We start from the raw sequence: 25,034 nt of genomic DNA, 5'->3' as shown, positions 1-25,034 counted from the left end.
TTCATGATGGAGAAAAATATGATTAGTGTATCCAAAGCGTTATTACTGGCGCTGCTGCTGCTCATCGGCCGACAGGCGCTGGCCGACTGCACCACCGCCAACGGCAGCGTCACCTTGCCAGGCAGCAGTACTTTCGCGGTTTACAATGGCTCGCTCAGCGCGCAGGGCACTGCCGGACTCAACTGCAGCGGCCTTGGCCTGTCATTGCTGACGCAAAATACCGTGACGGTAAAAATTAACTCCACCACGCACAATATGGCGCTGGCCAATGCCGACGGTTCCGGCGATACCATTCCCTATCTGATTTACCCCGATGCGAATTACCAATATCCCTATAGCGTCGGGCAAACCATCGATTACAGTTCATTGAACCTGTTGACGCTGATCCTTATCTCCCCAAACGTCAACTTTCCGCTGTATATCAAGACCACCGCCGGGGCTAACGTCCGTTCCGGCACCTATACCGATACCGTCAATCTGGTCTGGAACTACCATATTTGCGGCCTGGGTCTGATTGGGTTGTGTATTTGGTGGGATGGCACCAATAAGCCCAGTACCGTAACCATTAGCCTGACGCTCACCAAAGACTGCCTGTTCGGCACCGCGCAAAACGTCAACTTTGGCAGCATGGCGCTGGTCGGGCAGTTTAACCCGGTGAACCAGAGCATCACCCTCACCTGTACCAAAACCGAGGGCTACAACACCTACTTTACCGACGGAAATAACCCGGTGACCGGCTGGCGACGCATGAAAAGCGGCACCAGCAACTATATGCAATACCAAATTTACCTGCCCAACAGCACCACGGTATGGAACAGCACCAACAAGCAAGCCGGGGCGGGTACCGGCTTGGCACAAAGCATTCCTTACCTGGCGCGAATCAACCCGGCGCAAACCGAAGTACCGGTAGGAACCTATCAGGACAACATCAGTTTTGTGGTGGAGTATTAAGCCCGGCCGCTAGCCACGGATTGCCAATGTTGCCAGCTTGTATTTTTTATGTGGCATTTTTTGCTCATTTGACTATGCTGATGATGACGGCCTCAACTGGTCACACCTCATACCAGCAGATCAAGCAAGGAGTTCCAATGGGCAAAACCGTGGTAAAAATAGGCAGTTTCGAGGTCGACGATGCGCATTTGTCCTCCTCGCCCGAGCAGGCCAGTACGCTGGCGATCCCTTGCAAGTCGGATCCCGATCTGTGCATGCAGTTGGACGGTTGGGATGAGCACACCAGCATCCCGGCGATACTCGATGGCAAGCAATCGCTGCTGTATAAGCAACATTACGATCGGCAAAGCGATGCCTGGGTGATGCGATTGGAATGAACGATGACAAACTGAAGAACGCGCGGTGTCCCCACAGGAGCACGGCGCGTTTTTTTTATCTGATGGCAATACCACGACCGGCGAAGAAACGACCAAAACTGCTCAGCGGCAAAGTCACCTGTTGGCGCGTAGCTGGGCTGTCACCGGAAGGATTATGGAAGGTCACACCATTGCCCTCAACCGCGGTAACCAATACCAGATGGCCGCCCCGCTGCGGTGGCGTCTGCTCGGGCCGGCGAATGCCGGGATGTACCGAAGCGATAAAATAACGCCGCTGCGCCAGTAGCTGCGGCAACGTTTCTACCTCAACACCGACCCGCACCTCGGCCTCCAGCGCAAACTGCTCACGCACATAGTCGACAAATGGCGCGTAAATCAGCCCTTTGATACGTTCACCTTCCCGCACGTAAGCACCGTACGGCAAGCTGCGGCGTGCCAATTCCAGCAGTGGCGGCGCATCCCCGTCGCGATGGGTCAGCACCATTTTCAGGCAGGCCATGCCACAGACGTGATTGGCCCACTCGATATATTCCGCCCGATCGCGTGCGCCACTGAGCGCCCAGTTGGCATCATCGGCCAGCGTCGCTCGACCGGCAATCAGCGCCGCCGCCAGTTCGGGCGTCGCCCATTGACAGACGTAAGGGACCGAGGAGCTCAAATCAGAAAGTCTCTGCCACTTTGAAATTCATCAGCACCAGCGTCATATCCGGTGAGAACAGCTCATATTCTTCGAAGAAGCTTTGCAGCTCTTTGCGCCAGTAGGCCAGGGAACGGTCACCCTCACCTTCAGCAAAAGCATGGGCTTCATCAACCTGATCGTAGGTTTTCATTTCGACCGACGTCAGCTCTACCGCACACACCGGGTTACCTTTACCATCAACCACCACAAACACATCACCGGCCAGCGGGATGCCTTCGCCGTCAAGATTGGCGCAGGTGGCCGTCTTGGTACCGTTGAGGATCAGTTTGACTACCTCATCGGCCTGCTGCTCGGTGTTGCCAAACGCCCAACGTTCGGTGTTTTCGTATTTCTTCGGAATTTCGTTCGCCATTGCCATACCTTATTGAATGAATCATTGTGCAGACAGAATAGTACAACGTATTCCCCGCTGCCTGCACCTGCCGAATTCACCCTCAATCTTCTAATCCCGCAGCTTTACAGGCTATTTACGGTAAATCCCTGTGCCTATGTCGGGACAACAGGCATACTGTGAACGCAATTTACTCCATGGCTATCAGCCCGGCGGCAAAATGAAGCATGACGACCAAAATTCCGATGACACCTTCAGCGCCTTATTAAAGGTGCTGGCAGTGGTGGTGATTGCTATCTTTATTATCGCCGTCTGGTATTTCATCTGATCGGCAAAACAGGAGGTCACATTGGCAACCAAACGCATGCGTACCAAGCACTGGAAGATGTTTTTGATACTGTTGCTGATCTGTCTCGCCCTGCTGTTATTGCGCTGGGCGGCGATAGTCTTCGGCTAATGGCAGGGAGCAAAACAGATGGCAAAACGAAACGGCAACGGGGTACAGATCGCCTTACTGCTACTGGCGCTGGTGATTTTGGTCTGCGGTATTTTAATGATCACCACTGAGCTGGGTCATCAGGTACTCGAAGAGATCGAAGATATTCTCGAATAACACCAGTCCGGCCGGATACTGGCTCACATCACCTTATCCTCGTTCCGCGGGTTGTTTGGTTTCCGGTTCCAACAGCTCGCGCAAATAGGCAATCCGCGCCTCTCCTTGCGGCAACCACAGACGACACAGCCACTGTGGCACTTCGGCCGGCTGGCTCCGGCGATGGTACTCAGCCAGTTGTTCAATCAGTTTCATCATTCACCCTCCACAGTTTCGACACTGTCAGTATTGGGTGAAAAAACCAGAAGAAATACTGATGGCTTATCTTTTATGCTTCCTGATTTAATATTGTGCGATCGGTACGGTGGCGAACCCCAGGCTCAACTGCTACATTGACCAAAAATCACCCAGCCGAGGTAAACGATGATGTTCTCGGAGCAGGAGATAAAACCCGTGTGGGACGAAGTGGCGCGCTTGATCGGCGACAGCGTGATGCAGTTACGCCATCGTGGCGAGGTTTTATCGGTAGAAACGTTGGCGAAACATCTGGCGCAGCAACTGGCCGACAGTCACGATATTGAACGCCGGATCCTGATTGGTACCGCGATCAACATGCTGAAAGATGGAAAATGAATCGCCAACCGGAAAGGTTGGCGATTCTGCAGAAGCCCGAGGTATGCAAGCCCGGCCTTCTGTGCGCAATTATGTCAGGCTAACATGACGGAATTAATAGGAATTGTCGGGTTTTTCCTCAAAATACCGAATTTTTATTGCCATCTGGCCTCAAGCCAGCACGAAATCACTGGTTTCCAGCGGCTGCCCCACCACTTTCACCAGAAAATCGCTAGCGTCAAACCCACCGCCCAGATTGATGGCTAAATCGCTGACGTGCGCCTGCGCGTCGTAGCTCAGCATTGCCTCACCCGCCTTGCCGCTGAACTGGCTGACAAATTCGATGCCGTTGCTGCTGCCGGTATTAAACAGCGACAGATCAATTTCATCCTCATACAGAATTATCTGATAAAAAATAATCTCGGCAATTCTGATTCCATTTCAATGCTTATTATTAATCGATGACATAAATAAAAAAACCGGGGCAATCCACCCCGGTATCCATAATTCAGTCTGGACTCAGATTAACCAACCCAACAATAGCGTGGCGCCAATCACGGTGGACGCACCGCCAATACGGGTGGCGATTTGCGCGAACGGCATCAACCCCATACGGTTAGATGCGGAAAGGATCGCCACGTCGCCGGTACCGCCTAACCCACTGTGGCAGCAGGTGACGATCGCCGCTTCAACCGGGTACATTTTCAGGTATGGCGCAATCAGGAAGCTCACCAGCCCCATCGACAGCACCACCGAACCGCAGACCACCACATAGCCTACCGAGAACACCGCCACCACGCTTTCCAGCGGTACGTACAGCATGCCCAGGCCAATCATCAGCGGCCACACCAGCGCGGTTGAAACAAACTTATAAAAACTGTGCGCACCGGTTTCCATTGAGGTCGGGATCACCCGGCAATATTTGCACAGTACCGCAAACAGAATCATCAGCACCGGGCCGGGAATATGAACGATGTGTTCGAACAACCCGCCGACGATAAAGAAGGCGCAGATCACCAGCAGCCCGCCGCCCATCAGTTGGAAATCCACGTTGCCGGTGCTTTCCTTGATGGCAAACACCGCGTTGTCCTGCGCCGACCGGATCAGCATACCGTCGCCGCTTAGTGCCTTGCGCTTCATCCCCAGACGGGCCAATACGCCTGCCGCCACAATGGCGAAGATATTGCCCAGCACCGCTGCCGGTGCCAGTTGCGCCACGTACACATCCGGCGTCGATCCAAGGATCGCTGAATAGGCCAGCGACAGCGGTAATATGCCCTCGCCGATACCGCCACCGATAATCGGCACAATGATAAAGAAGAAGGTGTGATAGAAGGTAAAACCAAACAGCTTGCCCACCAGCAGCCCGGTCACCACCGCCGTCACCGTGCCGACCACCAAAGGCACGAACATGCGGATCATGCCCTGGATCAGGATCACCCGGTTCATGCCGAGAATGCTGCCGACCACCAGGCTGGCGATAACAAAATACAGCAGGTTGGCGTCTTTCATCAGCAGATGAACGGTACCCATCACGTTCGGCTGGAAGAAATTAAAATAGACCAGCACCGAAGGCACCATCAGGCACAGAATCGCCGGCCCACCGATATCACGCAGCACCGGAATACTTTTGCCCAAATGCGCCAATGCGAAGCCCAGCGTCATAATTACCGCCAGGCCACCAATCATATTCTTGGGTAAAAAATTGGCATAAGCCGACACGGTGACAATGGCACAAATGGTGATAAACAACGCCACCGGCACGGCACCGATATTCATTTGTCGGATTTGATTAATCAGCCCTGATGTATCAGGCGACAACGCCTGTTTATCACAGGCCATTTCTGCATTTATCTGTTTCATTGTTCACCCTGCTGACAAGTGTTCAGTATGGAGCGGATCATCCAACCATTTATGAAATAATTTAAACGGTTAAAAAGTTCACCATCATAAATACGGCTGGATATTTTATTATTTATATTTAATGAAAATAGTAGGCAGCCATGACGATATGATAAAAAATAAAAACACCAAACTAAATTCCGCCTTATTAATCCAATATTGTGAACTTCCACCGATGTTGGTTTTAATTAATTATCGTCAGCGTTTTGTAATTAAAATAATCAGGCTTGAATTCGCTGCTATGCTATAGATGGAAGTAAAAATCCGTGCGTTTATTAATGAGAACCGGAGCGGTAATTAGCTGAATCCGGTCAGCTGTACCCGAGCCTGCCCATGCACGCGGCACCGTGCAGAAAACAGGCAATAATATATGCCCCATGGCTTTCAGATTGTCGCCGACAGCGCGGCAGCCCGAAAGTCTGCAGGCATAGAACTAATAAGGAAGTAGGATATGTCTTCAATCGCGATTACCCCACAAACACTGGCCCGTTACGGCATCCATCAGGCTACCGAAATCGTCCATAACCCAAGCTACGAGCAACTGTTTACCGAGGAAACCCGTGCCGACCTGCCGGCACTGGAACGCGGTACGGTAACAACGCTGGGCGCGGTCAACGTCGATACTGGTGAATTCACCGGCCGTTCACCGAAAGATAAATACATCGTGCGTGACGACACCACGCGCGATACCGTCTGGTGGTCCGATAACGGCACCGGCAAAAACGACAACCAACCGCTATCGCCAGAAGTCTGGCAGCATCTGAAAACGCTGGTGGGTAACCAACTTTCCGGCAAGCGTCTGTTTGTGGTGGACGCCTTCTGCGGCGCCAATGCCGACACCCGCCTGAAGGTGCGTTTCATCACCGAGGTGGCCTGGCAGGCGCACTTTGTCAAAAACATGTTTATCCGCCCGACGGATGAAGAACTGCAGAATTTCGAACCGGACTTCGTGGTGATGAACGGAGCCAAGTGCACCAACCCGGACTGGCAACAGCAGGGGCTGCATTCAGAGAACTTCGTTGCCTTTAACCTGACCGAGCGTATCCAGCTGATCGGCGGCACCTGGTACGGCGGCGAAATGAAGAAGGGCCTGTTCTCAATCATGAACTACCTGCTGCCGTTGCAGGGTATCGCCTCAATGCACTGTTCGGCCAACGTCGGCGAACAGGGTGACGTGGCGGTGTTCTTTGGCCTGTCCGGTACCGGTAAAACCACCCTCTCCACCGATCCCAAGCGTCAGTTGATCGGCGATGACGAACACGGCTGGGATCATGACGGCGTGTTCAACTTTGAAGGCGGCTGCTACGCCAAGACCATCAAACTGTCGCCGCAGGCCGAACCTGAGATCTATCAGGCTATCCGTCGCAACGCACTGTTGGAAAACGTACAGGTGCTGGCCGATGGCAGCATTGATTTTGATGACGCCGGCAAGACTGAAAACACCCGCGTTTCCTACCCGATTGACCACATTGAAAACATCGTCAAGCCGGTGTCCAAGGCCGGTCATGCGAAGAAAATCATCTTCCTGACGGCGGATGCCTTCGGGGTATTGCCGCCGGTATCACGCCTGACGCCGGAACAGACTCAGTACCACTTCCTGTCTGGTTTTACCGCCAAGCTGGCCGGTACCGAGCGCGGCATCACCACGCCAACCCCAACCTTCTCCGCCTGTTTCGGCGCCGCGTTCCTGACGCTGCACCCGACGCAGTACGCCGAAGTGCTGGTGAAACGTATGGAAGCGGCCGGAGCGCAGGCCTATCTGGTGAATACCGGTTGGAACGGCAGCGGCAAGCGTATTTCCATTAAGGACACGCGCGGCATCATCGACGCCATTTTGAACGGGGAGATTGAACACGCCGAAACCTTCACCTTGCCGATCTTTGGCCTGGAAGTCCCGACCGCGCTGCCGGGAGTTGACCCTTCCATTCTCGACCCGCGTAAAACTTACGCGGACGAATCGCTGTGGCAAGAGAAAGCTCAGGATCTGGCGCAGCGCTTTATCGATAACTTTGCCAAATACACCGTGACACCGGCGGGTGAAAAACTGGTCAGCGCCGGCCCTAAACTCTAACTAGCCTGCAGGACGCGCCAATGCCCTGCAGACCATCAAACTGAATTTACCGCATTATTGATCTATACCTCCATTCTCAGGGTGCCCCATGGCACCCTGTTTTTTTATCCAAATAAACAAAACTCATACCTCGTTAATCATTTTCCGGCAGACACCGGCAGCCACAGTCCCTAACGTGGTAACTGAGTCGTCAGTCAGGAATCGCACAATTAGCTGTTTTTTATAAAATAAATGATATAAATATTCTGACAATGCCCACTGACGCTCATTCAATACGTTTCCGGCCTGCAACCAAAGTTTTAATCCGATCACATATTAATAAAAAAAACAGAGAGCGTACCCGATGAGCAACCGCAACATTGTCGACGTCAAAGCGTGGATAGACTCCCGCCCGATTTCCCGCTATCAGTGGCTGGTATTAATTCTGTGTTTCGTGATCATCATGTTTGATGGTTATGACGCCGCGGTGATGGGTTTTATCGCCCCCGCACTGATTGAAGACTGGGGTATTTCGCGCGCCGAAATGGGCCCGATCCTCGGTGCTGCGATGTTTGGCGTCGCTTTGGGAGCGCTGATCGCCGGCCCCTATTCCGATCGTTTTGGCCGCAAGAAGGTGCTGCTGCTGTCCATTCTGTGCTTTGCGTTGTTCAGCCTGCTGAGCACCTTCGCCCGCACCCCGCTGGAAATGGCCTTGCTGCGTTTTCTTACCGGCCTGGGCTTGGGCGCGGTGATGCCCAACTGTGTCACGCTGGTGTCAGAGTATATGCCCGAACGCCGCCGCGGCCTGATGATCACCCTGATGTACAGCGGCTTTAATATTGGTTCCGGTGCCGGCGGGTTTATCGCCGCCGCCATGTTGCCGCACTATGGCTGGAAGGCGGTGCTGTTCCTGGGCGGCATCATGCCGCTGCTGATGTTGCCGCTGCTGATTTGGATCCTGCCGGAATCGACGCTGTATATGGTGGTGCGCAACCATCACAAAGAAAAAATTGCCCAAATCCTGCGCCGCGCCGGTGGCGTGTTCAGCGCCGGTACCACCTTCATGCTGAAAACCCCGGTGATCCCAAAGAAAGCCCGCGTGCTGCAACTGTTCAGTAATGGTTACGCCAGGGGCACCCTGGTGCTGTGGCTGACCTATTTTATGGGGCTGTTCGTGATTTACCTGCTCAACGGCTGGCTGCCGACCATCGTGCGCGGCGCCGGTTTCTCACTGGAGCGCGCCGCGATAATCGCCGGTCTGTTCCAACTGGGCGGTACCCTGGGAGGCCTGCTGGTGGGTTACCTGATGGACCGCTTCGTCGCCAAACGGGTGATCGGACTGTTTTATCTGATGGGCATGTTCTGCCTGCTGTCACAGGGTATCTGGGGCTTTGGCCCGACGCTGTTGGCGGTGTTGGTCTTTGTTAGCGGCATGTGTATCAACGGGGCGCAGACCGGTCTGCAGGCATTCTCACCGGCATTCTACCCCACTGAAATGCGCGCGACCGGCGTCAGCTGGATGCACGGCATCGGCCGCAGCGGCGCCATTATCAGCTCGTCAATGGGTGGCGTATTGCTGGGTATTTTCCCCGGCGCCACCAGCATTTTTATCATTCTGGCGATCCCGGCGTTGCTGGCGGCGATCACTATCATTAATCATCAAAAGGCACATCCGGCAGAAATGGTTAAGGGCATCGACATCACCGATCTGCCCGCGTTGTCACGCACCATGAATAACCGGTAATTCTTATTAATACAGAGGTAGACGATGGCTAAGATCATTGGCGGATTGGCGGTGTCACACACCCCAACCATCGGTTTTGCAGTGGATCACAACAAGCAGAACGAAACGGCCTGGGCGCCCATTTTTGACGGTTTCGCCCCGATGCAGCAATGGCTGGAAGAGAAAAAGCCGGACGTGTTGCTGTATGTCTTCAACGACCACGTGACCTCGTTTTTCTTCGATCACTATTCCGCATTCGTGCTCGGCATTGACGACAGCTACGCGGTGGCCGACGAAGGTGGCGGCCCGCGTGATTTGCCGCCGATTCGCGGCCATGCGGCGCTGTCACAGCACATCGGTGCCAGCCTGATGGCCGACGAGTTTGATATGTCGTTCTTCCAGGATAAGCCGCTCGATCACGGGCTGTTCTCTCCGCTCTCCGCCCTGCTGCCGTGGCAGAACGGCTGGCCGATGCAGGTGGTGCCGCTGCAGGTCGGGGTGCTGCAGTTCCCGATCCCTTCGGCTCGCCGCTGCTACAAGCTCGGTCAGGCGCTGCGCCGGGCAATTGAAAGCTTCCCGGAAGACTTGCGCGTCGCGGTGGTGGCCACCGGCGGCGTCTCGCATCAGGTGCATGGCGAACGTTGCGGTTTCAATAACCCGCAGTGGGATGAACAGTTTATCGACCTGCTGGTTAACGATCCGGAGCGCCTGACTGAAATCACACTGGCGGAGTACGCCACCCTGGGTGGGCTGGAGGGCGCGGAGGTGATCATGTGGCTGATTATGCGCGGCGCCCTGTCGGCCAACGTCGAAAAACTGCATCAGGCCTATTACCTGCCGTCCATGACCGGTATCGCCACGCTGATCCTGGAAAACCAGGCGCGCGAGGCACCGGTAGATGTCCATCAGCGCCAGCGCGACAAAATCAACCTGCAACTGGCGGGGGTTGAGAAACTGCCGGGCACCTATCCCTTTACCCATGCGCGCAGCCTGAAAGCCATCCGTATCAACCGTTTCCTGCACAAACTGATCCAGCCGGCCTGGCGCGAACGCTTCAATAACGCCCAGCAGGCGCTGTTCGACGAAGCGCAGCTCACCACGGAGGAACAACAGCTGCTGCGCGAGCTGGACTGGCGCGGACTGATCCATTACGGCGTCAGTTTCTTCCTGTTGGAAAAGCTCGGAGCGGTGGTCGGGGTATCCAACCTGCATATCTACTCGGCGATGCGTGGCCAGACGCTGGATGAGTTCCAGCAAACCCGCAATCAGCAAGTGTTGTATTCCGTTGCGGGGAAAGCGCCAAAATGAATATTTTTGACCAGCCGAAAATAGACTGTCACCACCATATTTTCGACCCACAGCGCTTTCCCTACGTGGCGGACAGTGGTTACAACCCGGAAGGCCACGAACTGGCAACCCTGGAACATTATCGCGCGGTGATGCAGGCCTACGGCATTCGCCACTCGTTGATTGTCGGCCCGACGTCGGCTTACAACACCGATAACCGCTACCTGCTGGCGGCACTGGCCGGTGGCGAAGGCCGTCACAAAGGCATCGCCGTGGTGCCGCGTGATGTGGACAGCCAAACTCTTGCCGGATTGCAGTCACAGGGCGTGGTCGGCATCGCGCTGAATGTGGCGATGCTCGGCGTCGAACCTTTCTTGCAGTTGGATCGGCTAATGGGGCAACTGGCAGAACTGGAAATGTTTGCGCAAATCCAGGTGCAGGACGACCAGTTACCGGCGCTAATGCCGCTGCTGGCACGCACCCGCACCCGGCTGCTGTTCGACCATTCGGGTCGGCCGGACGTCAGCGCGGGTCTTCAGCAACCGGCGTTTCAGGCTTTGCTGTCGTTGGCACAGCGTGAGCACACCTACGTCAAGCTTTCCGGTCTGGCCAAGTTTTCACGCCAACAGTATCCGTTCCGCGACGGTCAGCCTTACCTGCTGGCGCTGCTGGCGGCCTACGGCGGTGAGAAATGCATGTGGGGATCGGACTGGCCTTTCCTGCGTGCCACCGAACGCATGGATATGGGCACGCTACTGATGCTGGCCGAACAGATGTTCCCCGACGCACCAACGCGTCGGCAAATTTTATGGCAGACGCCGCAGCGGCTGTTTGGTTTTAGCGAGTTATCGGAGTAAAGATGAAAACCATTTACGTGCTCAATGGCCCGAACCTGAACCTGTTAGGCACCCGCGAGCCTGAGACCTACGGCACAGATACGCTGGCGACCATCGAACAACTGTGTCGCAGCACCGCCGCCGAGCTGGAGTGCCGGCTGGAGTTTCGCCAGACCAACCATGAAGGTGAAATGATTGACTGGATCCAGCAAACGCGCGGCAAGGCCCATGCGCTGGTGATCAATCCGGCAGCCTGGACGCACACCTCGGTGGCAATACGTGACGCTGTCACGGCAGTAGCCTTGCCACTGTTCGAGGTGCATATCACCAACGTGCACAAGCGCGAACCGTTTCGCCATCACTCTTATCTGTCCGACGTGGCCAACGGCGTGATTTGCGGCTTTGGCATTCAGGGATACCGGTACGCGCTGATGCAGGCGGCACGGTTATAATCGCTACAGGTTAATCGCACAGACTTCCCGCAGGCAGGCGATCAGTGCCTGCGCCGCCGGAGAGTGCAGGCTGCCGGTGCGGCAACTCAGACCGATGGCGCGTCCGGTATTGGGCAGCGCTATCGGTAACTGAACCAGTTCACCGGAGGCCAGCTCATATTCCAACTGGTGGGCTGACACCGCCGCCAGCATGTCTGAATTCAGCAGCAAACCCCTCACCAATGCCAAATCGCCGGTTTCCACCACCGGATTGGGTACCGGAATATTCATCGCCAGGAAGCAATCGTCCAGCAAGCGCCGCGCCGGCGTGGCGGAGCGTGGTAAGACCCAGCGCGCCGCTCTCAGCTGTTCAGGCCTTAAGCCTGGTGTCGCCAGTGGGTGATCGCGGCGCGCCAGCAGCACCATATCCTCGGTAAACAGCGTTTCACTGTACACATCGGCGGCATAATCGCTGGCGCGCAGAGCACCAAAAATAAAATCGATATCCCCGGAACGCAGCTCGGTGGCCAGGGCGGCAAAGGCGCTTTCGTTGGTCACCACGCTGACGCCCGGATAGCGGGAGGTCAGTTGGATGATGGCCTGCGGCAACAGCCGGGTACGTCCCAACGGTAATGCCCCCACCCGCACTCGCCCCTCCAGCACCCCGCGGCGGGCAGCGATATCCGCGGGAATATGTTGCAGTTCATTCAGCGCACGGCGAACGTTAGCCTCGATTTCACGGCCGGCCAGCGACGGTACCATCCCCTGTGGGGTGCGCTCCAGCAACGGCACCCCGGCACCGTTTTCCAGCACCTTGAGCGCGGCACTGATCGCCGGCTGGCTTAGTCCGAGCAGCGTGGCGACTGTTTGCATATGCCGGGTTTCACACAGGCAGACGAAAATCTGCAGTCGTCGCACATTGAACAGGTACAAGGGTTCGGGATCGCCGCGCGTCTGCCCCCCCTTGCCCTGTAAGCGCTTTAGCAGCGCCGGTATCTGGTGCAATTCATCAATCGCCCGCCGGGCGCGCGGCAGCACGCATTTGCCAAAGTCGGTCAGCAGCATGCCGCTGGCATGGCGTTCAAACAAGGGTGCCGCCAGCTGCTGCTCCAAATCGCGGATTGAGCGGGTGACTGCTGACTGGGTTCGGAATAGCTCATCGGCTGCACGTGAGACGCTCCCCTGGGTCACCACCTGACTGAATGCCCTGATTTGCATCAGGTTTGTCAGCATATTCTCATCATAGTCCATCGCGTCATCTCCTTTTCCCGTGGCTGGCAATATAAATAAAACGCATACCTGCTGCAATCAAATGAATTATCCGTCCTCCGCCTGAGCTGACAGCATGAAGTCATTACACCGACCCAAGGAATCCGATGATGACGAATACAGCCTCAAACAAAACCGCCCTGGTAGTCAGCGCCCATTCCGCCGATTTTGTCTGGCGTGCCGGCGGCGCGATCGCCCTGCATACCCAGCTCGGCTATCAGGTCCACGTGGTTTGCCTGTCGTTTGGCGAGCGGGGAGAATCCGCCAAGCTGTGGCGTAAAGGCCAGATGACCGAGGACAAAGTGAAAGCCTCCCGGCGCGAGGAGGCCCACGCCGCCGCCGAGATCCTGGGCGCCAGCATCGAATTCTTTGATATGGGTGACTATCCGCTACGGGCCGATAAAGAGGCGCTGTTCCGCCTGGCCGACGTATTCCGAAAAGTACAGCCGCACTTTGTGCTGACCCATTCGCAAAAAGATCCGTACAACTACGATCACCCGCTGGCCAGCCACCTGACTCAGGAGGCCCGCATTATCGCCCAGGCAGAAGGCTATCGCCCAGGTGAAACCATCGTCGGTGCGCCGCCGGTGTACCTGTTCGAACCGCATCAGCCGGAACAGTGCGAATGGAAGCCGGACGTGCTGCTGGATATCACCGAAGTATGGGACAAAAAATACCAGGCGATCCAGTGTATGGCCGGTCAGGAACACCTGTGGGAATACTACACCCGCGTCGCCCAGCAGCGCGGCGTGCAGGCCAAACGCAACGTCGGCATCACCAGTAGCAAAAACATCGTTTACGGCGAAGGCTACCAAAGCATCTTCCCGCGCGTGACGGGAGAACTGGCATGAGCCTGATCGGTAAAAAAGGCGTGGTGATCCGCAATATCCCACGGGCAAACGCCAACACTCTGGATGCCCTGGCCGAATTTGGTGTAGCCACGGTGCATGAAGCGCAAGGCCGCAAAGGCCTGCTGGACCCGGCAATCCGCCCGATCCAACAGGACCACGGCATCGCCGGCAGCGCAGTGACGGTGTTGGTCGCACCCGGTGATAACTGGATGTTTCACGTGGCGGTTGAGCAGTGTCGGCCCGGCGACATTTTGGTGGTCGCCCCCACTTCCCCCTGCAGCGACGGCTACTTCGGCGATTTGCTGGCCACCTCACTGAAAGCACGCGGTGTGCGCGGCCTGATCGCCGACCTCGGCGTGCGTGATACTCGCACCCTGCGGGAAATGGGCTTTCCGGTCTGGTCACGGGCGGTGTATGCCCAGGGCACGGTGAAAGAGACGCTCGGTTCAGTCAACGTACCGCTGGTCTGCGCCGGGCAACTGATTTACCCCGGCGATGTGATGATCGCCGATGACGACGGCGTGGTGGTGGTGCGACAAACCGAGGCCGAACAGGTGCTGGCAGCCAGCCGTCAGCGTGCCGAACTGGAAGAGAGCAAGCGTCTGCGTATGGCCAACGGCGAACTGGGGCTGGATATCTACCAGATGCGCCCACGGCTGGCGGAAAAAGGCCTGAAATATTACGACTCACTGGATCTGCTGGAGGATTAACATGCGCCAACGCCGGATCCCCTGTTTACTGATGCGCGGCGGCACCTCCAAAGGGGCCTTCTTTCTCGCCGGGGATTTACCCGCCGACCCGAACCAACGCGATCGGGTGCTGCTGGCGGTGATGGGTTCCCCCGATCTGCGGCAGATTGACGGCCTCGGCGGCGCCGATCCGCTGACCAGCAAGGTGGCAATCGTCAGCCGTTCACCGCGTGACGACGCCGATGTCGACTACCTGTTCGCCCAGGTCAGCGTTGACCAACCGCAGGTGGACTACGGCCAGAACTGCGGCAATATCCTGGCGGCGGTGGCTCCGTTCGCCATTGAGCGCGGGTTGGTTAACCCCGGCCCAGTCTCGACCGAAGTCCGGATCTTTATGCAGAACACCGGCCAGATTGCCCTGGCGCGCATCGCCACCCCCAATGGAGAAGTGCAATACGACGGGGACCTGGCCATTGATGGAGTACCTGGCCGCGCAGCGGAAATCGTACTGACCTTCAGCGATATTGCCGGTTCCAGCTGCGGCTCGTTGCTGCCGACAGGCAATCCGCAGGACAGTTTTGACGGCGTGGCGGTGACCTGTATCGACAACGGTATGCCGGTGGTGTTGCTGCGTGCGGCGGAGGTCGGCCGCAGTGGCTATGAAACCCGCGAACAACTGGATGCCGATCAAGAACTGAAAGCCCGCCTGGAGAGCATCCGCCTGCAGGCCGGGCCAAAAATGAACCTCGGTGACGTCAGCCAACGTAGCGTGCCCAAAATGACCCTGATTGCCGAAGCGCGTCACGGTGGCACCCTCAGCAGCCGTACCTTCATTCCGCACCGCTGCCATGCCTCGATCGGCGTACTGGGCGCGGTCAGCGTCGCCACCGCCTGCCTGATCCCCGGTAGCGTCACCCAGGGGCTGGCCCAGATCGGCGACGGCGCGGAACTGCGTCTGAGCGTTGAACACCCCAGCGGCGAATTCAGCGTGTTGTTGCAGCGCGATCCAAACCACAGCGGCGCAGCCTCGCTGCTCGGTGCTGGTTTACTGCGCAGTGCCCGGCTGATTTTTAGCGGTGAAGTCTGTATTCCCGGCGCAGTATGGCCCCACTAATCAAGGAGATACCATGAGCTTAGCTCTCCCCTCGGTAGCGTTAATCGGCTTTGGCGAAGTCGGCGGCATTCTGGCGCAGGAGCTACGTGCGCAAAACATTACCGTCTGTGCCTTTGACCCACAGGCTTCGCTGGCAATGGCAGAGAAAGCGGCCGCCTGCGGCGCCCACTTCGCCTCTACGCTGGTGCAGGCGCTGGAAGGCGCAACGCTGGTGTTTTCCGCCGTCACCGCCGCCAATACGCTGGCGGTTGCACAACAGTGCGCACCGTTGCTGCGTCCGGGCCAAACCTTTCTCGACCTCAACTCTGCGGCCCCCAATACCAAGCGCGCCGCCGCCGAGGCAATCAGCGCCAGCGGCGCGGTCTACGTGGAAGTGGCGGTAATGGCGCCGGTGCCGCCCAAGCGCTTGAAAACGCCCCTGCTGCTGGGCGGTGAGGGTGCGGTGACGATCGCAGCGCAGCTCAATGCCCTGGGTTTCAACAGCCAGGTCTACAGCCCTCACATCGGGGAGGCCTCGGCCATCAAAATGTGCCGCAGCGTGATGATTAAGGGGCTGGAAGCCCTGACCGCCGAGTGCCTGCTCGCCGCCCAGCGTTACGGTGTCGAACAGCCGGTACTGGATTCCCTGCATGCCAGCTTCCCGTCACTGGGTTGGGACCAGCAGTTGCCCCACTACCTGATCAGCCGGATCGCGGAGCACGGCAAACGCCGGGCCGAGGAGATGCGTGAAGTGGTGCAAACGCTGCGAGACGTTGGCATTGAGCCACACCAAAGCCTGGCGACCGTCGCCAGTCAGCAGGGGCTGGTTGACGCCATGAGCGCCCAAAGGCTGGCCTATTCGGAACTGACGCCTTTCGTTTGGCAAACCGCATTGAGCAAAATTTATCCGGCCGGTGATTAACATCAAAAAAACCAAAATATTTCACACGCCGAACATTGTTAACAACCTGATAACGGCGTATTTTGTACCAAATGATTCATAGCAAGCTAACCATATATCTCTTCGCGGGCTACGCCGCCCCCTTTGCACTGGACAACACTGTGATGAAACGTCTCTCTGCCCCCCTCTGCGCCCTGGCCTTACTGGCATTAGCCAACACCGCCACGGCAGCCCAAGCTCCGCAACTCAATAACTCCCAGGCAAATCAGGTGATCGCCAGCGTGCAGTCAACGCTGAAAACGCAAAACAGCTTCGGCTGCGTGGCAGTGGTCGACAGCAGTGGCACGTTGCTGGCCTTCCAGCGTTTCGACGGTTCCCCGTTGGGTTGCGTCGATGCCTCCATCGGTAAAGCGCGGGCCTCCGCGCTGTATCGTGCACCCACGTTGAAATTTATGCAGCGCCTGCAAAACGGTGAAATCACCGTACTGAGCATTCCGCACGTGGTGGCGCTGGGCGGCGGTTATCCACTGACGCTGAACGGCGAAGTGGTTGGTGCTGTCGGTGTCAGCACGCCAAAACAGGAAATCGACAACCAGGCATCGCAAACCGCCGCCGGCGCGTTGAAATAACCGCGGCCTGATCTTCCCGTTCGAGGAACTCATCATGATTTCAATTTCACGCCGCCGGCTGGTGCTGGCTTCGGCGAGTCTGTGGGCGGTTGGCGTTGTCGGTCAAAACCTGCTGGGCCGCGCCGCATTTGCTCAGTCGCAACCTGGCACGATGCCGGACAACTTTCTGGCTATTTCGCGCCTGCTGACCGACATTCCACTACCGGATCCGCACCTGGCGCTACGCCTTTATGTCGCGTTGCAGCCCCTGTTCCCACAGCTTGAGCAGCAGGTTGACACGCTGGCTACTTTGATGGCGCAGCATACCGATCTGGCCGGCGAAGACTTTCATACGCTGATCCAACGCCAACCTGAACCCCTCGCTGCGCTGTACCAGTCACTCATCAGCGGCTGGTATCTCGGCGTGATCGGTGATCCTGCCAGGCCAATCTGTATCGCCTTTGAAAATATCGTCAGCTACCAACAGGTGCGCGACGCGTTGCTGCCGCCGAGTTATTGCCCCGGCGAACCCAATTTCTGGACTCATCCCCCGCGTAAGGAGACGGCGCATGTCTGATTCATTAAATGCCGATGTTGTGGTAATTGGCGCCGGTATCGCCGGTTCGTTGGCGGCATTGAAAATGGTGCAGGCCGGCGCTTCGGTGCTGATGCTGGAGTCCGGCCCGGAAATCAAACGCGATAAGGCAGTCGAATTGTTTCGCAACTCGCCGTTCAAAGGTGATTTCACCGAGCCCTTCCCGCCCGAACCCTGGGCACCGCAGCCGAAATTTATTCCGACGGACAACAACTATCTGATCCAGAAAGGCCCGGATCCGTACCGCGCCCAATATCTGCGCGGCGTTGGCGGCACCACCTGGCACTGGGCCGGACAGGCTTTTCGCCTGCTGCCAAACGACATGCGGATGAAAACCCTGTACGGCGTCGGCCGCGACTGGCCAATCGGTTATGAACAGTTGGAGCCTTATTATTGCGAGGCGGAGTACCAGATGGGGGTGTCCGGCGACAGCGAACTGGACTCGCCGCGCTCCCGCCCCTACCCGCTGCCCGGCATCCCTCTGCCTTACGGTTTTGAACGCCTTAAGCAACGCATAGCCGGGTTGGGTTACGAGGTAGGTATCGGCCCGCAGGCGCGTAACAGCGTGCCCTATGACGGCCGCCCGGCCTGCTGCGGCAATAACAACTGCATGCCGGTCTGCCCGATCGACGCGCAGTATCACGGCGGCATTTCGGCGAATAAAGCCCTGGCGGCCGGGGCGCGTATTATCGCCAATGCGGTCGTGCACCGCATCGAGGCCAATGACCAGGGACAGATCGTGGCGGTGCATTATCTCGACCGCAACAAGGTCAGCCACCGCGTCACCGGCAAACGCTTCGTGCTCACCGCCAACGGTATCGAAAGCCCAAAAATTCTGCTGATTTCCACCAGTGAACGCTACCCGAACGGCATCGCCAACGGCTCCGGTATGGTGGGCCGCAACCTGATGGATCACCCCGGTAGCTCGGTGGAATTCTACGCCGACGAGCCGGTCTGGTTCGGCCGCGGCCCGATGCGTCCCGGCAGCATCAACAACCTGCGCGACGGCGCCTTCCGGGCCGAACGTTCAGCGCTGCGCGTTGACGTGTCCAATACCTCGCCGGTGCGTTACCTCACCGAGAGGCTGATCCGCCAGGGTTACTACGGCAAAGCGCTGAACGACAAACTGGCATTCCAGTCCGAACGCTACGTGCAGCTGAAATGCCTGCTGGAAATGCTGCCGGAACCGGAAAACCGCGTCCAGCTGAGTCAAACCGAGAAGGACGCCTGGGGCATTCCCAAACTGGAGGTGTACTACAAATTCCCGGAGTATGTTCACCGCGGCTACGACCAGTCGATGCTCGACTTTCAGCGGATCGTCAAGCAGATGGGCGGCAGCGAAGCGATTTACAGCAAACGTGGCCTGTATGACAACAACCAACATATTACCGGCACCATGATCATGGGCCGTGACGGCAGCGACTCGGTAGTGGACGGCGACTGCCGCAGCCACGATCACCCTAATTTGTTTATCGCCGGTACCGGCGTGATGCCCTCGGCCTCAACCGTTAACTCCACCCTGACCGGCGTAGCGCTGGCGCTGCATATGGCCGATCGGGTGTTGGACAGCCTGAAAGGAGGCATGGCGTGAACAAAATCTTAACGGCCCTGCTGCCGCTGCTGGTCAGCGGCAATCTGTGGGCGCAATCCAATGGTGCTGACCTGATCAAGCGCGGCGAATATCTGGCGCGCGCCGCCGACTGTACCGCCTGCCATACCGCGCCGGGCGGACCGACGTTTGGCGGTGGCTATCCGGTGAATACCCCGTTCGGCGTGATTTATGGCACCAATATTTCCGCCGATAAACAGTTTGGTATCGGCAACTGGAGTGACGATGAATTCGTCGCGGCGGTGCGTGACGGCATCGGCAAAGACGGTGGCCAGCTGTACCCGGCAATGCCTTACGATGCCTTCACCAAAATGACCCGCGACGACGTGCTGGCGATCAAGGCTTATCTGCTGTCACTGCCAGCGGTAAAACAGGCCACGCCGAAAACCGATCTCTCCTTCCCGTTCAACCAGCGCTGGGGAATGCGTTTCTGGAAATGGTTCAACTTCGACCAGGGTGAGCTAAAGCCAGACCCAGCCCAGAGCGCCCAGTGGAATCAGGGCCGTTATCTGGTCGAAGCCCTGGCCCACTGCGGCACCTGCCATACCCCACGGAACCTCACCATGGGCATGGACAGCGACAAAGCCTTCGCCGGTGGCGATCTCGGAGCCTGGACCGCCTATAACATCACCCCGGACAAAAACGCCGGCATCGGCAACTGGTCGCAGCAGGAACTGGTCAGCTACCTGAAAACCGGCTATGCACCGGGCCGTGCGTCGGCGTCCGGCCCAATGGCCGAGGCGGTCGAACACAGTTTGCAGTACCTGCCGGAGACGGATCTGCAGGCGATGGCGGTTTATCTGCGCAGCGTACCGGCCATCGCCGATGCGCAACAAAGCAAGCCGCGTGATAGTTGGGGCACGGCGTCACAGGATTATCTCGACCGACGCGGTCGCAATAACAACCCACAGGACGGTGCCGCGCTGTTTAACGGCAACTGCGCTGCCTGTCATGGTGCGGATGGCGGCGGCATCGGGAAAGGGTTCCACGCCTATCCATCGTTGTTTAACCATGGCAGCACCGGCGCGGCCGCAGGGAATAACCTGGTTTCGGTGATCCTGGGCGGCGTACACCGCAACATGCAACAGGGGGAAATCCTGATGCCGTCATTCGCCAGCGAACTCAGCGACTCGCAGATTGCCCAGTTGAGCAACTACGTCAGCAAACAGTTTGGCAACCCGGCGGCGGCCAACGTCAGCGCCAAACAGGTGCAAAAACTGCGCGCTGACGCCGGACTGCCCCAGCCACCGGTGGTTTTACAGGGCAACAAACCCTGATTCCAACCCCACCAGGGTAATGACGTTCTTACCCTGGTGATCCCCCCTCACAGTTCCCGCTGAAAATAATTGATTGTTTTGCCATAAGAATTTAGAACGGAGTAACAATAATTCAAATACCGGGGAATGGGGATGAGTACACCAACGACAGTGATTGACGCACGTCAGTCGCGGCAGGCATTACTGGCCGGATCGGTCGGCAACTTTATCGAGTGGTATGAATTTGGCGTTTACGGTTTTCTCGCCACCGTGATCGCCGCCAACTTTTTCAGCCTGCAGGGCGAAAGCGAAATCACCAGCCTGATCCTCACCTACGCCGCCTTTGCACTGGCCTTTTTCTGTCGGCCGATCGGTGCGGTGATTTTCGGCCGCATCGGCGATCGCATTGGTCGCCGACCGACGCTGATTGCCGTATTGCTGCTGATGACGGTAGCCACGGCGCTGATCGGCGTGATGCCCACCTATGCCTCTATTGGCGTCGCCGCCCCGCTGCTGCTGACCCTGTTGCGCATGTTCCAGGGGCTGTTTGCCGGCGGTGAGTTCGGCGGCGCAGTGTCGCTGATGACCGAGTTCGCGCCCAAGGGCAAGCGCGGCCTGTTCGGTGCCTGGCAATCGCTGACCGTTGCGTTCGGGCTGCTGGCCGGTGCCGGGTTGGTGGCGCTGTTGGCCGCGTTATTGACGCCGGAACAGCTGCACGACTGGGGCTGGCGCATTCCCTTCCTGCTGGCACTGCCGATGGGCGCGGTAGCATTGTGGCTGCGGTTGAAACTGCAGGAAACGCCAACCTTTACCCAGGCACAGCAAACCCGTAGCTCTACGACGCAGCCACCAGCGGTAAAACTGAGCGGCGTAGCAAAAACCATTGCTCTGGGCATTGGCCGCATGATGGGCTGGTCCGCCGCCGGTTACACTTTTTTGGTCGTCATGCCCTCCTATCTGCAAACCTCGCTGCACGCCACCTTCCAGCAGGCACTGGTCGCCACGGTGCTGGCCAACATCGGCTTCGCGCTGACCATTTTGCCCGCCGGTATCCTTAGCGATAAGCTGGGACGCAAAACGGTGATGCTGACGGCTGTGGTGGCGGTTATCCTGTTTACCTTCCCGCTGCTGCACCTGTTGCAGGACCCGCAAAGTTCACTGCTGACCAAAGGCATCGCGGTGATGATTGCCGGTGCGGTGGTCGGCTTGCTGGCCGGCCCCGGCCCGGCGATGCTGGCAGAAATGTTCCCCACCCAGGTTCGTTATACCGGTTTGGGGCTGGCCTACTCGCTGTCCAATGCGGTGTTCTCAGGCTCCGCTGGGCTAATTATCACCGGGCTTATCAAGCAGACCGGCAACCTCGATATCCCGGCCTACTACGTGGTAGCCACCTCAGTGGTCAGCCTGTTCGCGCTGATGACCCTGCGCCGCGACGATCATCTGCGTTCACTTAACGAATCTTGATCCCTTTGGGGCGCCCAGCGCGCCCTGTTTCCCCTTCGGTGATTTCGATCACACTCGCAAAATGTTAACGTTAACTTTTGTGATTAACATCGCAATACCTTACTTTGATGGCTTTATCTGGTTTAAAGTTAACGTTAACAATAGTACCAATTTCATCCATCAGGGCATTCCACATGAACCGCGAAACAAAAAAATATTATGTGCTTCTCAGCGGCCTGTTGTTTTTCTTCTTCTTTACCTGGTCATCCAGCTTTTCACTGATCTCAATCTGGCTGAACCAGAAAATCGGCCTGAAAGGGACTGAAACCGGGCTGATCTTCGCGGCAATGTCGATCATGGCGTTGTGCGCCCAACCCTTGTACGGTTTTATTCAGGACAAGCTTGGGCTGCGTAAGCACCTGCTGCTGTTTGTCGGCGTGCTGCTGTTACTCACCGGCCCGTTCTTTATCTATGTCTACGCCCCGCTGCTGCAGAGCAACCTGGTGGTCGGCGCACTGGTGGGCGGCGTGTTTGTCAGCCTGGCGTTCAATGCCGGTATTGGCGCGCTGGAATCCTATACCGAACGAGTCAGCCGCATCGTCGGTTTCGAATTCGGCCGGGCGCGCATGTGGGGGTCATTGGGCTGGGCCAGCGCCACCTTCTTTGCCGGCTTTAACTACAATATCGACCCCAATATCAACTTCTGGATCGCTTCGGCCTCGGCGGCAGTGTTTCTGCTGTTGCTGTGGCAAGTGCGTGAGCTGAAACCCAACGCCATGGCCGGTCTGGAATACGGCAAGCCGGAAAACCTGAAGCTGCAGGACGCACTGGCCCTGCTGCGCCTGCCGGGGTTCTGGGCGCTGGTGGTGTTTGTGCTGGGCACCAGCATCTACGGCGTGTTTGACCAGCAGTTCCCGGTGTATTTCGCCTCGCAGTTCCCCACCCACGAAGAAGGCAACCGCATGTACGGTTTCCTTAATTCGCTGCAGGTGTTTCTGGAGGCCGGTGGCATGTTCCTGGCCCCGCTGCTGGTTAACCGCATTGGCATAAAGCAAAGCCTGTTGCTGGCCAGCAGCGTGATGGCGCTGCGCATGGTCGGTTCCGGCTTTGCCAGCGGCGCCCTGATGATTTCCGCCATGAAACTGCTGCACGCCGTAGAATTGCCAATCCTGCTGGTGGCGATGTTCAAGTACATCACCACCCGTTTCGACAGCCGCCTGTCCTCCACGCTGTACCTGGTGGGCTTCCAGTTTATCAGCCAAATCGTCGCCGGTTTTCTGGCACCGCTGGCCGGTTATGGTTACGACCGCATCGGCTTTGCCGACACCTATTTGCTGATGGGTTGCGCGGTGGCTGGAACCACGCTGATTTCTTGCTTCCTGCTGCGCGGCGAGACCGTCGCCAGTGCGCCTCAATTTCAATCCACGTTAAAATCAAGTGAGCCAACCCAATGAAAAATGCCTTAGCTCAAGCCGATCATGCGGTCGAAGCCCTGCGCGCTCAGCGTCAGGATCTCTACTACCCGCGCTTTCATCTGGCCCCGGCCGCCGGCTGGATCAACGATCCCAACGGCCTGGTGTGTATTAACGGCGTTTATCACGCTTTCTACCAGCACCACCCTTACGACCAGAACTGGGGGCCGATGCACTGGGGCCATGCCACCAGCCGGGATCTGGCGCACTGGCAGCACCAGCCGATCGCTCTGGCCCCCGGTGACGACTATGACAAGGACGGCTGTTTCTCCGGCTGCGCAGTAGATGATAACGGCGTACTGACGCTGCTCTATACCGGCCACGTCTGGCTGGGTAAAGCAGGCGATGACGATCAGGTGCGCGAGGTTCAGTGCCTGGCCACCAGCGAGGATGGGATCCATTTTGTTAAACACGGGCCGGTGCTGTTGCCGCCGGAAGGCATTCAACACTTTCGCGATCCGAAAGTCTGGCGCGCCGGTGACTGCTGGTGGATGGTGGTCGGAGCCAAAGAGAACGGGCTGGGACAGGCGCGCCTTTATCGCTCCAGCGACCTGCGCGACTGGCAGTTTGACCGCGTGCTGAGCGGAGCGCAAACGCTGAGTCAGGGCTTTATGTGGGAGTGCCCGGACTTCTTCCCGCTGGGCGAAAAACAGGTTCTGTTGTTTTCACCACAGGGGCTGGCGGCCCAGGGTTACCGGAATCGCAACCGCTTCCAGAGTGGCTATTTGCTCGGCCACTGGCAGCCGGGTGAGGATTTTGGCGTCACACAGCCCTTCTGTGAGCTGGACAGCGGGCACGATTTCTATGCGCCGCAAAGCTTCACCGCCGCCGATGGCCGTCGCATGCTGTTCGCCTGGATGGACATGTGGGAATCTCCGATGCCGAGTAAAGCGCACGGCTGGGCCGGCGCACTGACCCTGCCGCGTGAATTGACGCTGGCAACCGATGGTAATGTACTGATGAACCCGTCGCGGGAACTGACGGCGTTGCGCGGTCAGCAACATTCGTATGCTGCGGTCACATTGAGCAACCAACGGCAAGCTCTGGACGGCGAAGTGCAAGAATTGGCGCTGACGCTGAACCTGGCCAATAGCAATGCCGAGCGCTATGGCATCACTATCGGCAAAGCGGCAAGGCTGTACGTCGACAATCAGGCCCATCGCCTGGTGTTAGAGCGGTTTAGTGAGGAGCCAGGGCTGTGCGGTTGTCGCAGCGTTCCCCTACCGGAGGGGGACGAACTGTCGTTGCGAGTCTTTATTGATCGTTCATCGCTGGAGGTGTTCGTCAATCAGGGAGTGGCCTGTCTGACCAGCCGCATCTACCCGGCCGACGGTCAGCGCGGCGTTAGCCTGTTTGCCGAAGGCGGACAGGCGCAGTTTGCTGCATCACAGGGCTGGGAACTGGAAAGTATCTGGGACTGACCTTTTTTTACAGGCTATTGGGAATGTCCGCTATTAGGGAGAGCGTGCCGATGGGGTCGTAGCGGCTTGTCCGC

General features: G+C 57.6%; 27 protein-coding genes. 21 read left to right on the top strand and 6 right to left on the bottom strand.

What is annotated here, in order from left to right; genetic code table 11:
• Positions 1-18: 18 nt before the first annotated feature.
• Complete coding sequence (locus ACNT1W_RS12785) at positions 19-951, top strand: spore coat U domain-containing protein (RefSeq protein WP_419245664.1); 933 nt, start codon at positions 19-21, stop codon at positions 949-951.
• A 137-nt stretch (positions 952-1,088) separates the two neighbouring features.
• Complete coding sequence (locus ACNT1W_RS12780; RefSeq protein WP_012144844.1) at positions 1,089-1,328, top strand: YebV family protein; 240 nt, start codon at positions 1,089-1,091, stop codon at positions 1,326-1,328.
• A 55-nt stretch (positions 1,329-1,383) separates the two neighbouring features.
• Here the strand turns inward: ACNT1W_RS12780 and ACNT1W_RS12775 are convergent, their stop codons facing one another.
• Both ACNT1W_RS12775 and ACNT1W_RS12770 read right to left on the bottom strand, forming a co-directional pair.
• The gene (locus tag ACNT1W_RS12775) at positions 1,384-1,986 is read right to left on the bottom strand and encodes a C39 family peptidase (protein WP_261098626.1); all 603 of its coding nucleotides are present in this window, start codon (positions 1,984-1,986) and stop codon (positions 1,384-1,386) included.
• 1 nt (position 1,987) lies between these two features.
• Entirely contained in the window at positions 1,988-2,380 is a 393-nt protein-coding gene (locus ACNT1W_RS12770) for an ASCH domain-containing protein (RefSeq protein WP_012144842.1), read from the bottom strand.
• 328 nt (positions 2,381-2,708) lie between these two features.
• On the opposite strand from ACNT1W_RS12770, the gene yniD reads away from it, so the two are divergent.
• Both yniD and ACNT1W_RS12760 read left to right on the top strand, forming a co-directional pair.
• Positions 2,709-2,816 (top strand): small membrane protein YniD, encoded by a 108-nt coding sequence (yniD, locus tag ACNT1W_RS12765; protein WP_012144841.1) that lies wholly within the window; start codon positions 2,709-2,711, stop codon positions 2,814-2,816.
• Between the two features lie 18 nt (positions 2,817-2,834).
• Complete coding sequence (locus ACNT1W_RS12760; protein WP_017892602.1) at positions 2,835-2,972, top strand: hypothetical protein; 138 nt, start codon at positions 2,835-2,837, stop codon at positions 2,970-2,972.
• Positions 2,973-3,005: 33 nt separating this feature from the next.
• On the opposite strand, the gene ACNT1W_RS12755 is transcribed toward ACNT1W_RS12760, so the two are convergent.
• On the bottom strand, positions 3,006-3,170 hold the full coding sequence (locus ACNT1W_RS12755; RefSeq protein WP_165366757.1) for a hypothetical protein: 165 nt from the start codon (positions 3,168-3,170) through the stop codon (positions 3,006-3,008).
• Between the two features lie 165 nt (positions 3,171-3,335).
• Between ACNT1W_RS12755 and ACNT1W_RS12750 the strand changes: the two genes are divergently transcribed.
• Positions 3,336-3,545: a hypothetical protein gene (locus tag ACNT1W_RS12750; RefSeq protein ID WP_012144839.1), complete on the top strand. Its 210-nt coding sequence runs from the start codon at positions 3,336-3,338 to the stop codon at positions 3,543-3,545.
• A 150-nt stretch (positions 3,546-3,695) separates the two neighbouring features.
• On the opposite strand, the gene ACNT1W_RS12745 is transcribed toward ACNT1W_RS12750, so the two are convergent.
• Both ACNT1W_RS12745 and ACNT1W_RS12740 read right to left on the bottom strand, forming a co-directional pair.
• The gene (locus ACNT1W_RS12745; protein ID WP_256378009.1) at positions 3,696-3,908 is read right to left on the bottom strand and encodes a M10 family metallopeptidase C-terminal domain-containing protein; all 213 of its coding nucleotides are present in this window, start codon (positions 3,906-3,908) and stop codon (positions 3,696-3,698) included.
• A gap of 135 nt (positions 3,909-4,043) precedes the next feature.
• Complete coding sequence (locus ACNT1W_RS12740) at positions 4,044-5,387, bottom strand: 2-hydroxycarboxylate transporter family protein (protein WP_419245663.1); 1,344 nt, start codon at positions 5,385-5,387, stop codon at positions 4,044-4,046.
• A 490-nt stretch (positions 5,388-5,877) separates the two neighbouring features.
• On the opposite strand from ACNT1W_RS12740, the gene pckA reads away from it, so the two are divergent.
• From pckA to aroQ, 5 genes are all read left to right on the top strand, one after another.
• Complete coding sequence (pckA, locus tag ACNT1W_RS12735; protein WP_012006520.1) at positions 5,878-7,497, top strand: phosphoenolpyruvate carboxykinase (ATP); 1,620 nt, start codon at positions 5,878-5,880, stop codon at positions 7,495-7,497.
• 343 nt (positions 7,498-7,840) lie between these two features.
• Positions 7,841-9,220 carry an MFS transporter gene (locus ACNT1W_RS12730; protein WP_261098630.1) on the top strand — a complete coding sequence of 460 codons (1,380 nt, stop codon included), beginning with the start codon at positions 7,841-7,843 and terminating at the stop codon, positions 9,218-9,220.
• Between the two features lie 24 nt (positions 9,221-9,244).
• Positions 9,245-10,507, top strand: a complete 1,263-nt coding sequence (locus ACNT1W_RS12725) for a gallate dioxygenase (RefSeq protein WP_419245662.1) — start codon at positions 9,245-9,247, stop codon at positions 10,505-10,507.
• Positions 10,504-11,343: an amidohydrolase family protein gene (locus tag ACNT1W_RS12720; protein ID WP_012006517.1), complete on the top strand. Its 840-nt coding sequence runs from the start codon at positions 10,504-10,506 to the stop codon at positions 11,341-11,343. The genes ACNT1W_RS12725 and ACNT1W_RS12720 overlap by 4 nt, the downstream gene beginning before the upstream one ends.
• Before the next feature lie 2 nt (positions 11,344-11,345).
• Entirely contained in the window at positions 11,346-11,774 is a 429-nt protein-coding gene (gene aroQ, locus ACNT1W_RS12715) for a type II 3-dehydroquinate dehydratase (RefSeq protein ID WP_012006516.1), read from the top strand.
• Between the two features lie 3 nt (positions 11,775-11,777).
• Here aroQ and ACNT1W_RS12710 read toward each other — a convergent pair whose 3' ends face one another.
• On the bottom strand, positions 11,778-13,004 hold the full coding sequence (locus ACNT1W_RS12710; RefSeq protein ID WP_261412903.1) for a LysR family transcriptional regulator: 1,227 nt from the start codon (positions 13,002-13,004) through the stop codon (positions 11,778-11,780).
• A gap of 128 nt (positions 13,005-13,132) precedes the next feature.
• Between ACNT1W_RS12710 and galB the strand changes: the two genes are divergently transcribed.
• The 11 genes from galB (at position 13,133) to ACNT1W_RS12655 (ending at position 24,960) form a co-directional block, all read left to right on the top strand.
• A complete protein-coding gene (gene galB, locus ACNT1W_RS12705) occupies positions 13,133-13,873 on the top strand; it encodes a 4-oxalmesaconate hydratase (protein ID WP_017892595.1) in 741 nt (246 codons plus the stop codon).
• Positions 13,870-14,583, top strand: coding sequence for a 4-carboxy-4-hydroxy-2-oxoadipate aldolase/oxaloacetate decarboxylase (locus ACNT1W_RS12700; protein ID WP_012006513.1), 714 nt, complete (start codon positions 13,870-13,872; stop codon positions 14,581-14,583). The genes galB and ACNT1W_RS12700 overlap by 4 nt, the downstream gene beginning before the upstream one ends.
• 1 nt (position 14,584) lies before the next feature.
• The gene (locus tag ACNT1W_RS12695) at positions 14,585-15,676 is read left to right on the top strand and encodes a 4-oxalomesaconate tautomerase (protein WP_112363156.1); all 1,092 of its coding nucleotides are present in this window, start codon (positions 14,585-14,587) and stop codon (positions 15,674-15,676) included.
• Between the two features lie 13 nt (positions 15,677-15,689).
• Positions 15,690-16,577 (top strand): DUF1932 domain-containing protein, encoded by an 888-nt coding sequence (locus tag ACNT1W_RS12690; RefSeq protein WP_419245661.1) that lies wholly within the window; start codon positions 15,690-15,692, stop codon positions 16,575-16,577.
• Positions 16,578-16,720: 143 nt separating this feature from the next.
• Positions 16,721-17,185: a GlcG/HbpS family heme-binding protein gene (locus ACNT1W_RS12685; protein WP_261099095.1), complete on the top strand. Its 465-nt coding sequence runs from the start codon at positions 16,721-16,723 to the stop codon at positions 17,183-17,185.
• 34 nt (positions 17,186-17,219) lie between these two features.
• The gene (locus ACNT1W_RS12680) at positions 17,220-17,741 is read left to right on the top strand and encodes a sugar dehydrogenase complex small subunit (RefSeq protein ID WP_419245660.1); all 522 of its coding nucleotides are present in this window, start codon (positions 17,220-17,222) and stop codon (positions 17,739-17,741) included.
• The gene (locus ACNT1W_RS12675) at positions 17,734-19,350 is read left to right on the top strand and encodes a GMC family oxidoreductase (protein ID WP_419245659.1); all 1,617 of its coding nucleotides are present in this window, start codon (positions 17,734-17,736) and stop codon (positions 19,348-19,350) included. The genes ACNT1W_RS12680 and ACNT1W_RS12675 overlap by 8 nt, the downstream gene beginning before the upstream one ends.
• Before the next feature lie 17 nt (positions 19,351-19,367).
• Complete coding sequence (locus ACNT1W_RS12670) at positions 19,368-20,645, top strand: cytochrome c (protein ID WP_419246869.1); 1,278 nt, start codon at positions 19,368-19,370, stop codon at positions 20,643-20,645.
• Positions 20,646-20,777: 132 nt separating this feature from the next.
• Positions 20,778-22,088 carry an MFS transporter gene (locus ACNT1W_RS12665; RefSeq protein WP_012006506.1) on the top strand — a complete coding sequence of 437 codons (1,311 nt, stop codon included), beginning with the start codon at positions 20,778-20,780 and terminating at the stop codon, positions 22,086-22,088.
• Between the two features lie 173 nt (positions 22,089-22,261).
• A complete protein-coding gene (locus tag ACNT1W_RS12660; RefSeq protein ID WP_012006505.1) occupies positions 22,262-23,521 on the top strand; it encodes an MFS transporter in 1,260 nt (419 codons plus the stop codon).
• Complete coding sequence (locus tag ACNT1W_RS12655; RefSeq protein WP_329906039.1) at positions 23,518-24,960, top strand: glycoside hydrolase family 32 protein; 1,443 nt, start codon at positions 23,518-23,520, stop codon at positions 24,958-24,960. Before ACNT1W_RS12660 ends, ACNT1W_RS12655 begins: the two co-directional genes overlap by 4 nt.
• The last annotated feature ends 74 nt before the right edge of the window (positions 24,961-25,034 follow it).

The organism is Serratia sp. NFX21 (assembly GCF_048517035.1).
Lineage (GTDB): Bacteria > Pseudomonadota > Gammaproteobacteria > Enterobacterales > Enterobacteriaceae > Serratia > Serratia quinivorans.
The sequence above is the reverse complement of the archived record's forward strand: the minus strand, read 5'-3'. Positions and strand labels throughout refer to the sequence as shown.

Bases quoted from the DNA above. Each gene is read 5' to 3' on its own strand.
- ACNT1W_RS12760 (WP_017892602.1), top strand. From the start codon at position 2,835: ATGGCAAAACGAAACGGCAACGGGGTACAGATCGCCTTACTGCTACTG.
- ACNT1W_RS12695 (WP_112363156.1), top strand. From the start codon at position 14,585: ATGCGCCAACGCCGGATCCCCTGTTTACTGATGCGCGGCGGCACCTCC.
- ACNT1W_RS12785 (WP_419245664.1), top strand. From the start codon at position 19: ATGATTAGTGTATCCAAAGCGTTATTACTGGCGCTGCTGCTGCTCATC.
- ACNT1W_RS12740 (WP_419245663.1), bottom strand. From the start codon at position 5,387: ATGAAACAGATAAATGCAGAAATGGCCTGTGATAAACAGGCGTTGTCG.
- ACNT1W_RS12685 (WP_261099095.1), top strand. From the start codon at position 16,721: ATGAAACGTCTCTCTGCCCCCCTCTGCGCCCTGGCCTTACTGGCATTA.
- aroQ (WP_012006516.1), top strand. From the start codon at position 11,346: ATGAAAACCATTTACGTGCTCAATGGCCCGAACCTGAACCTGTTAGGC.
- ACNT1W_RS12720 (WP_012006517.1), top strand. From the start codon at position 10,504: ATGAATATTTTTGACCAGCCGAAAATAGACTGTCACCACCATATTTTC.
- galB (WP_017892595.1), top strand. From the start codon at position 13,133: ATGACGAATACAGCCTCAAACAAAACCGCCCTGGTAGTCAGCGCCCAT.
- ACNT1W_RS12660 (WP_012006505.1), top strand. From the start codon at position 22,262: ATGAACCGCGAAACAAAAAAATATTATGTGCTTCTCAGCGGCCTGTTG.
- ACNT1W_RS12710 (WP_261412903.1), bottom strand. From the start codon at position 13,004: ATGGACTATGATGAGAATATGCTGACAAACCTGATGCAAATCAGGGCA.
- ACNT1W_RS12665 (WP_012006506.1), top strand. From the start codon at position 20,778: ATGAGTACACCAACGACAGTGATTGACGCACGTCAGTCGCGGCAGGCA.
- ACNT1W_RS12690 (WP_419245661.1), top strand. From the start codon at position 15,690: ATGAGCTTAGCTCTCCCCTCGGTAGCGTTAATCGGCTTTGGCGAAGTC.
- ACNT1W_RS12655 (WP_329906039.1), top strand. From the start codon at position 23,518: ATGAAAAATGCCTTAGCTCAAGCCGATCATGCGGTCGAAGCCCTGCGC.
- pckA (WP_012006520.1), top strand. From the start codon at position 5,878: ATGTCTTCAATCGCGATTACCCCACAAACACTGGCCCGTTACGGCATC.
- ACNT1W_RS12675 (WP_419245659.1), top strand. From the start codon at position 17,734: ATGTCTGATTCATTAAATGCCGATGTTGTGGTAATTGGCGCCGGTATC.
- ACNT1W_RS12750 (WP_012144839.1), top strand. From the start codon at position 3,336: ATGATGTTCTCGGAGCAGGAGATAAAACCCGTGTGGGACGAAGTGGCG.
- ACNT1W_RS12755 (WP_165366757.1), bottom strand. From the start codon at position 3,170: ATGATGAAACTGATTGAACAACTGGCTGAGTACCATCGCCGGAGCCAG.
- ACNT1W_RS12725 (WP_419245662.1), top strand. From the start codon at position 9,245: ATGGCTAAGATCATTGGCGGATTGGCGGTGTCACACACCCCAACCATC.
- ACNT1W_RS12730 (WP_261098630.1), top strand. From the start codon at position 7,841: ATGAGCAACCGCAACATTGTCGACGTCAAAGCGTGGATAGACTCCCGC.
- ACNT1W_RS12680 (WP_419245660.1), top strand. From the start codon at position 17,220: ATGATTTCAATTTCACGCCGCCGGCTGGTGCTGGCTTCGGCGAGTCTG.
- ACNT1W_RS12770 (WP_012144842.1), bottom strand. From the start codon at position 2,380: ATGGCGAACGAAATTCCGAAGAAATACGAAAACACCGAACGTTGGGCG.
- ACNT1W_RS12700 (WP_012006513.1), top strand. From the start codon at position 13,870: ATGAGCCTGATCGGTAAAAAAGGCGTGGTGATCCGCAATATCCCACGG.
- ACNT1W_RS12780 (WP_012144844.1), top strand. From the start codon at position 1,089: ATGGGCAAAACCGTGGTAAAAATAGGCAGTTTCGAGGTCGACGATGCG.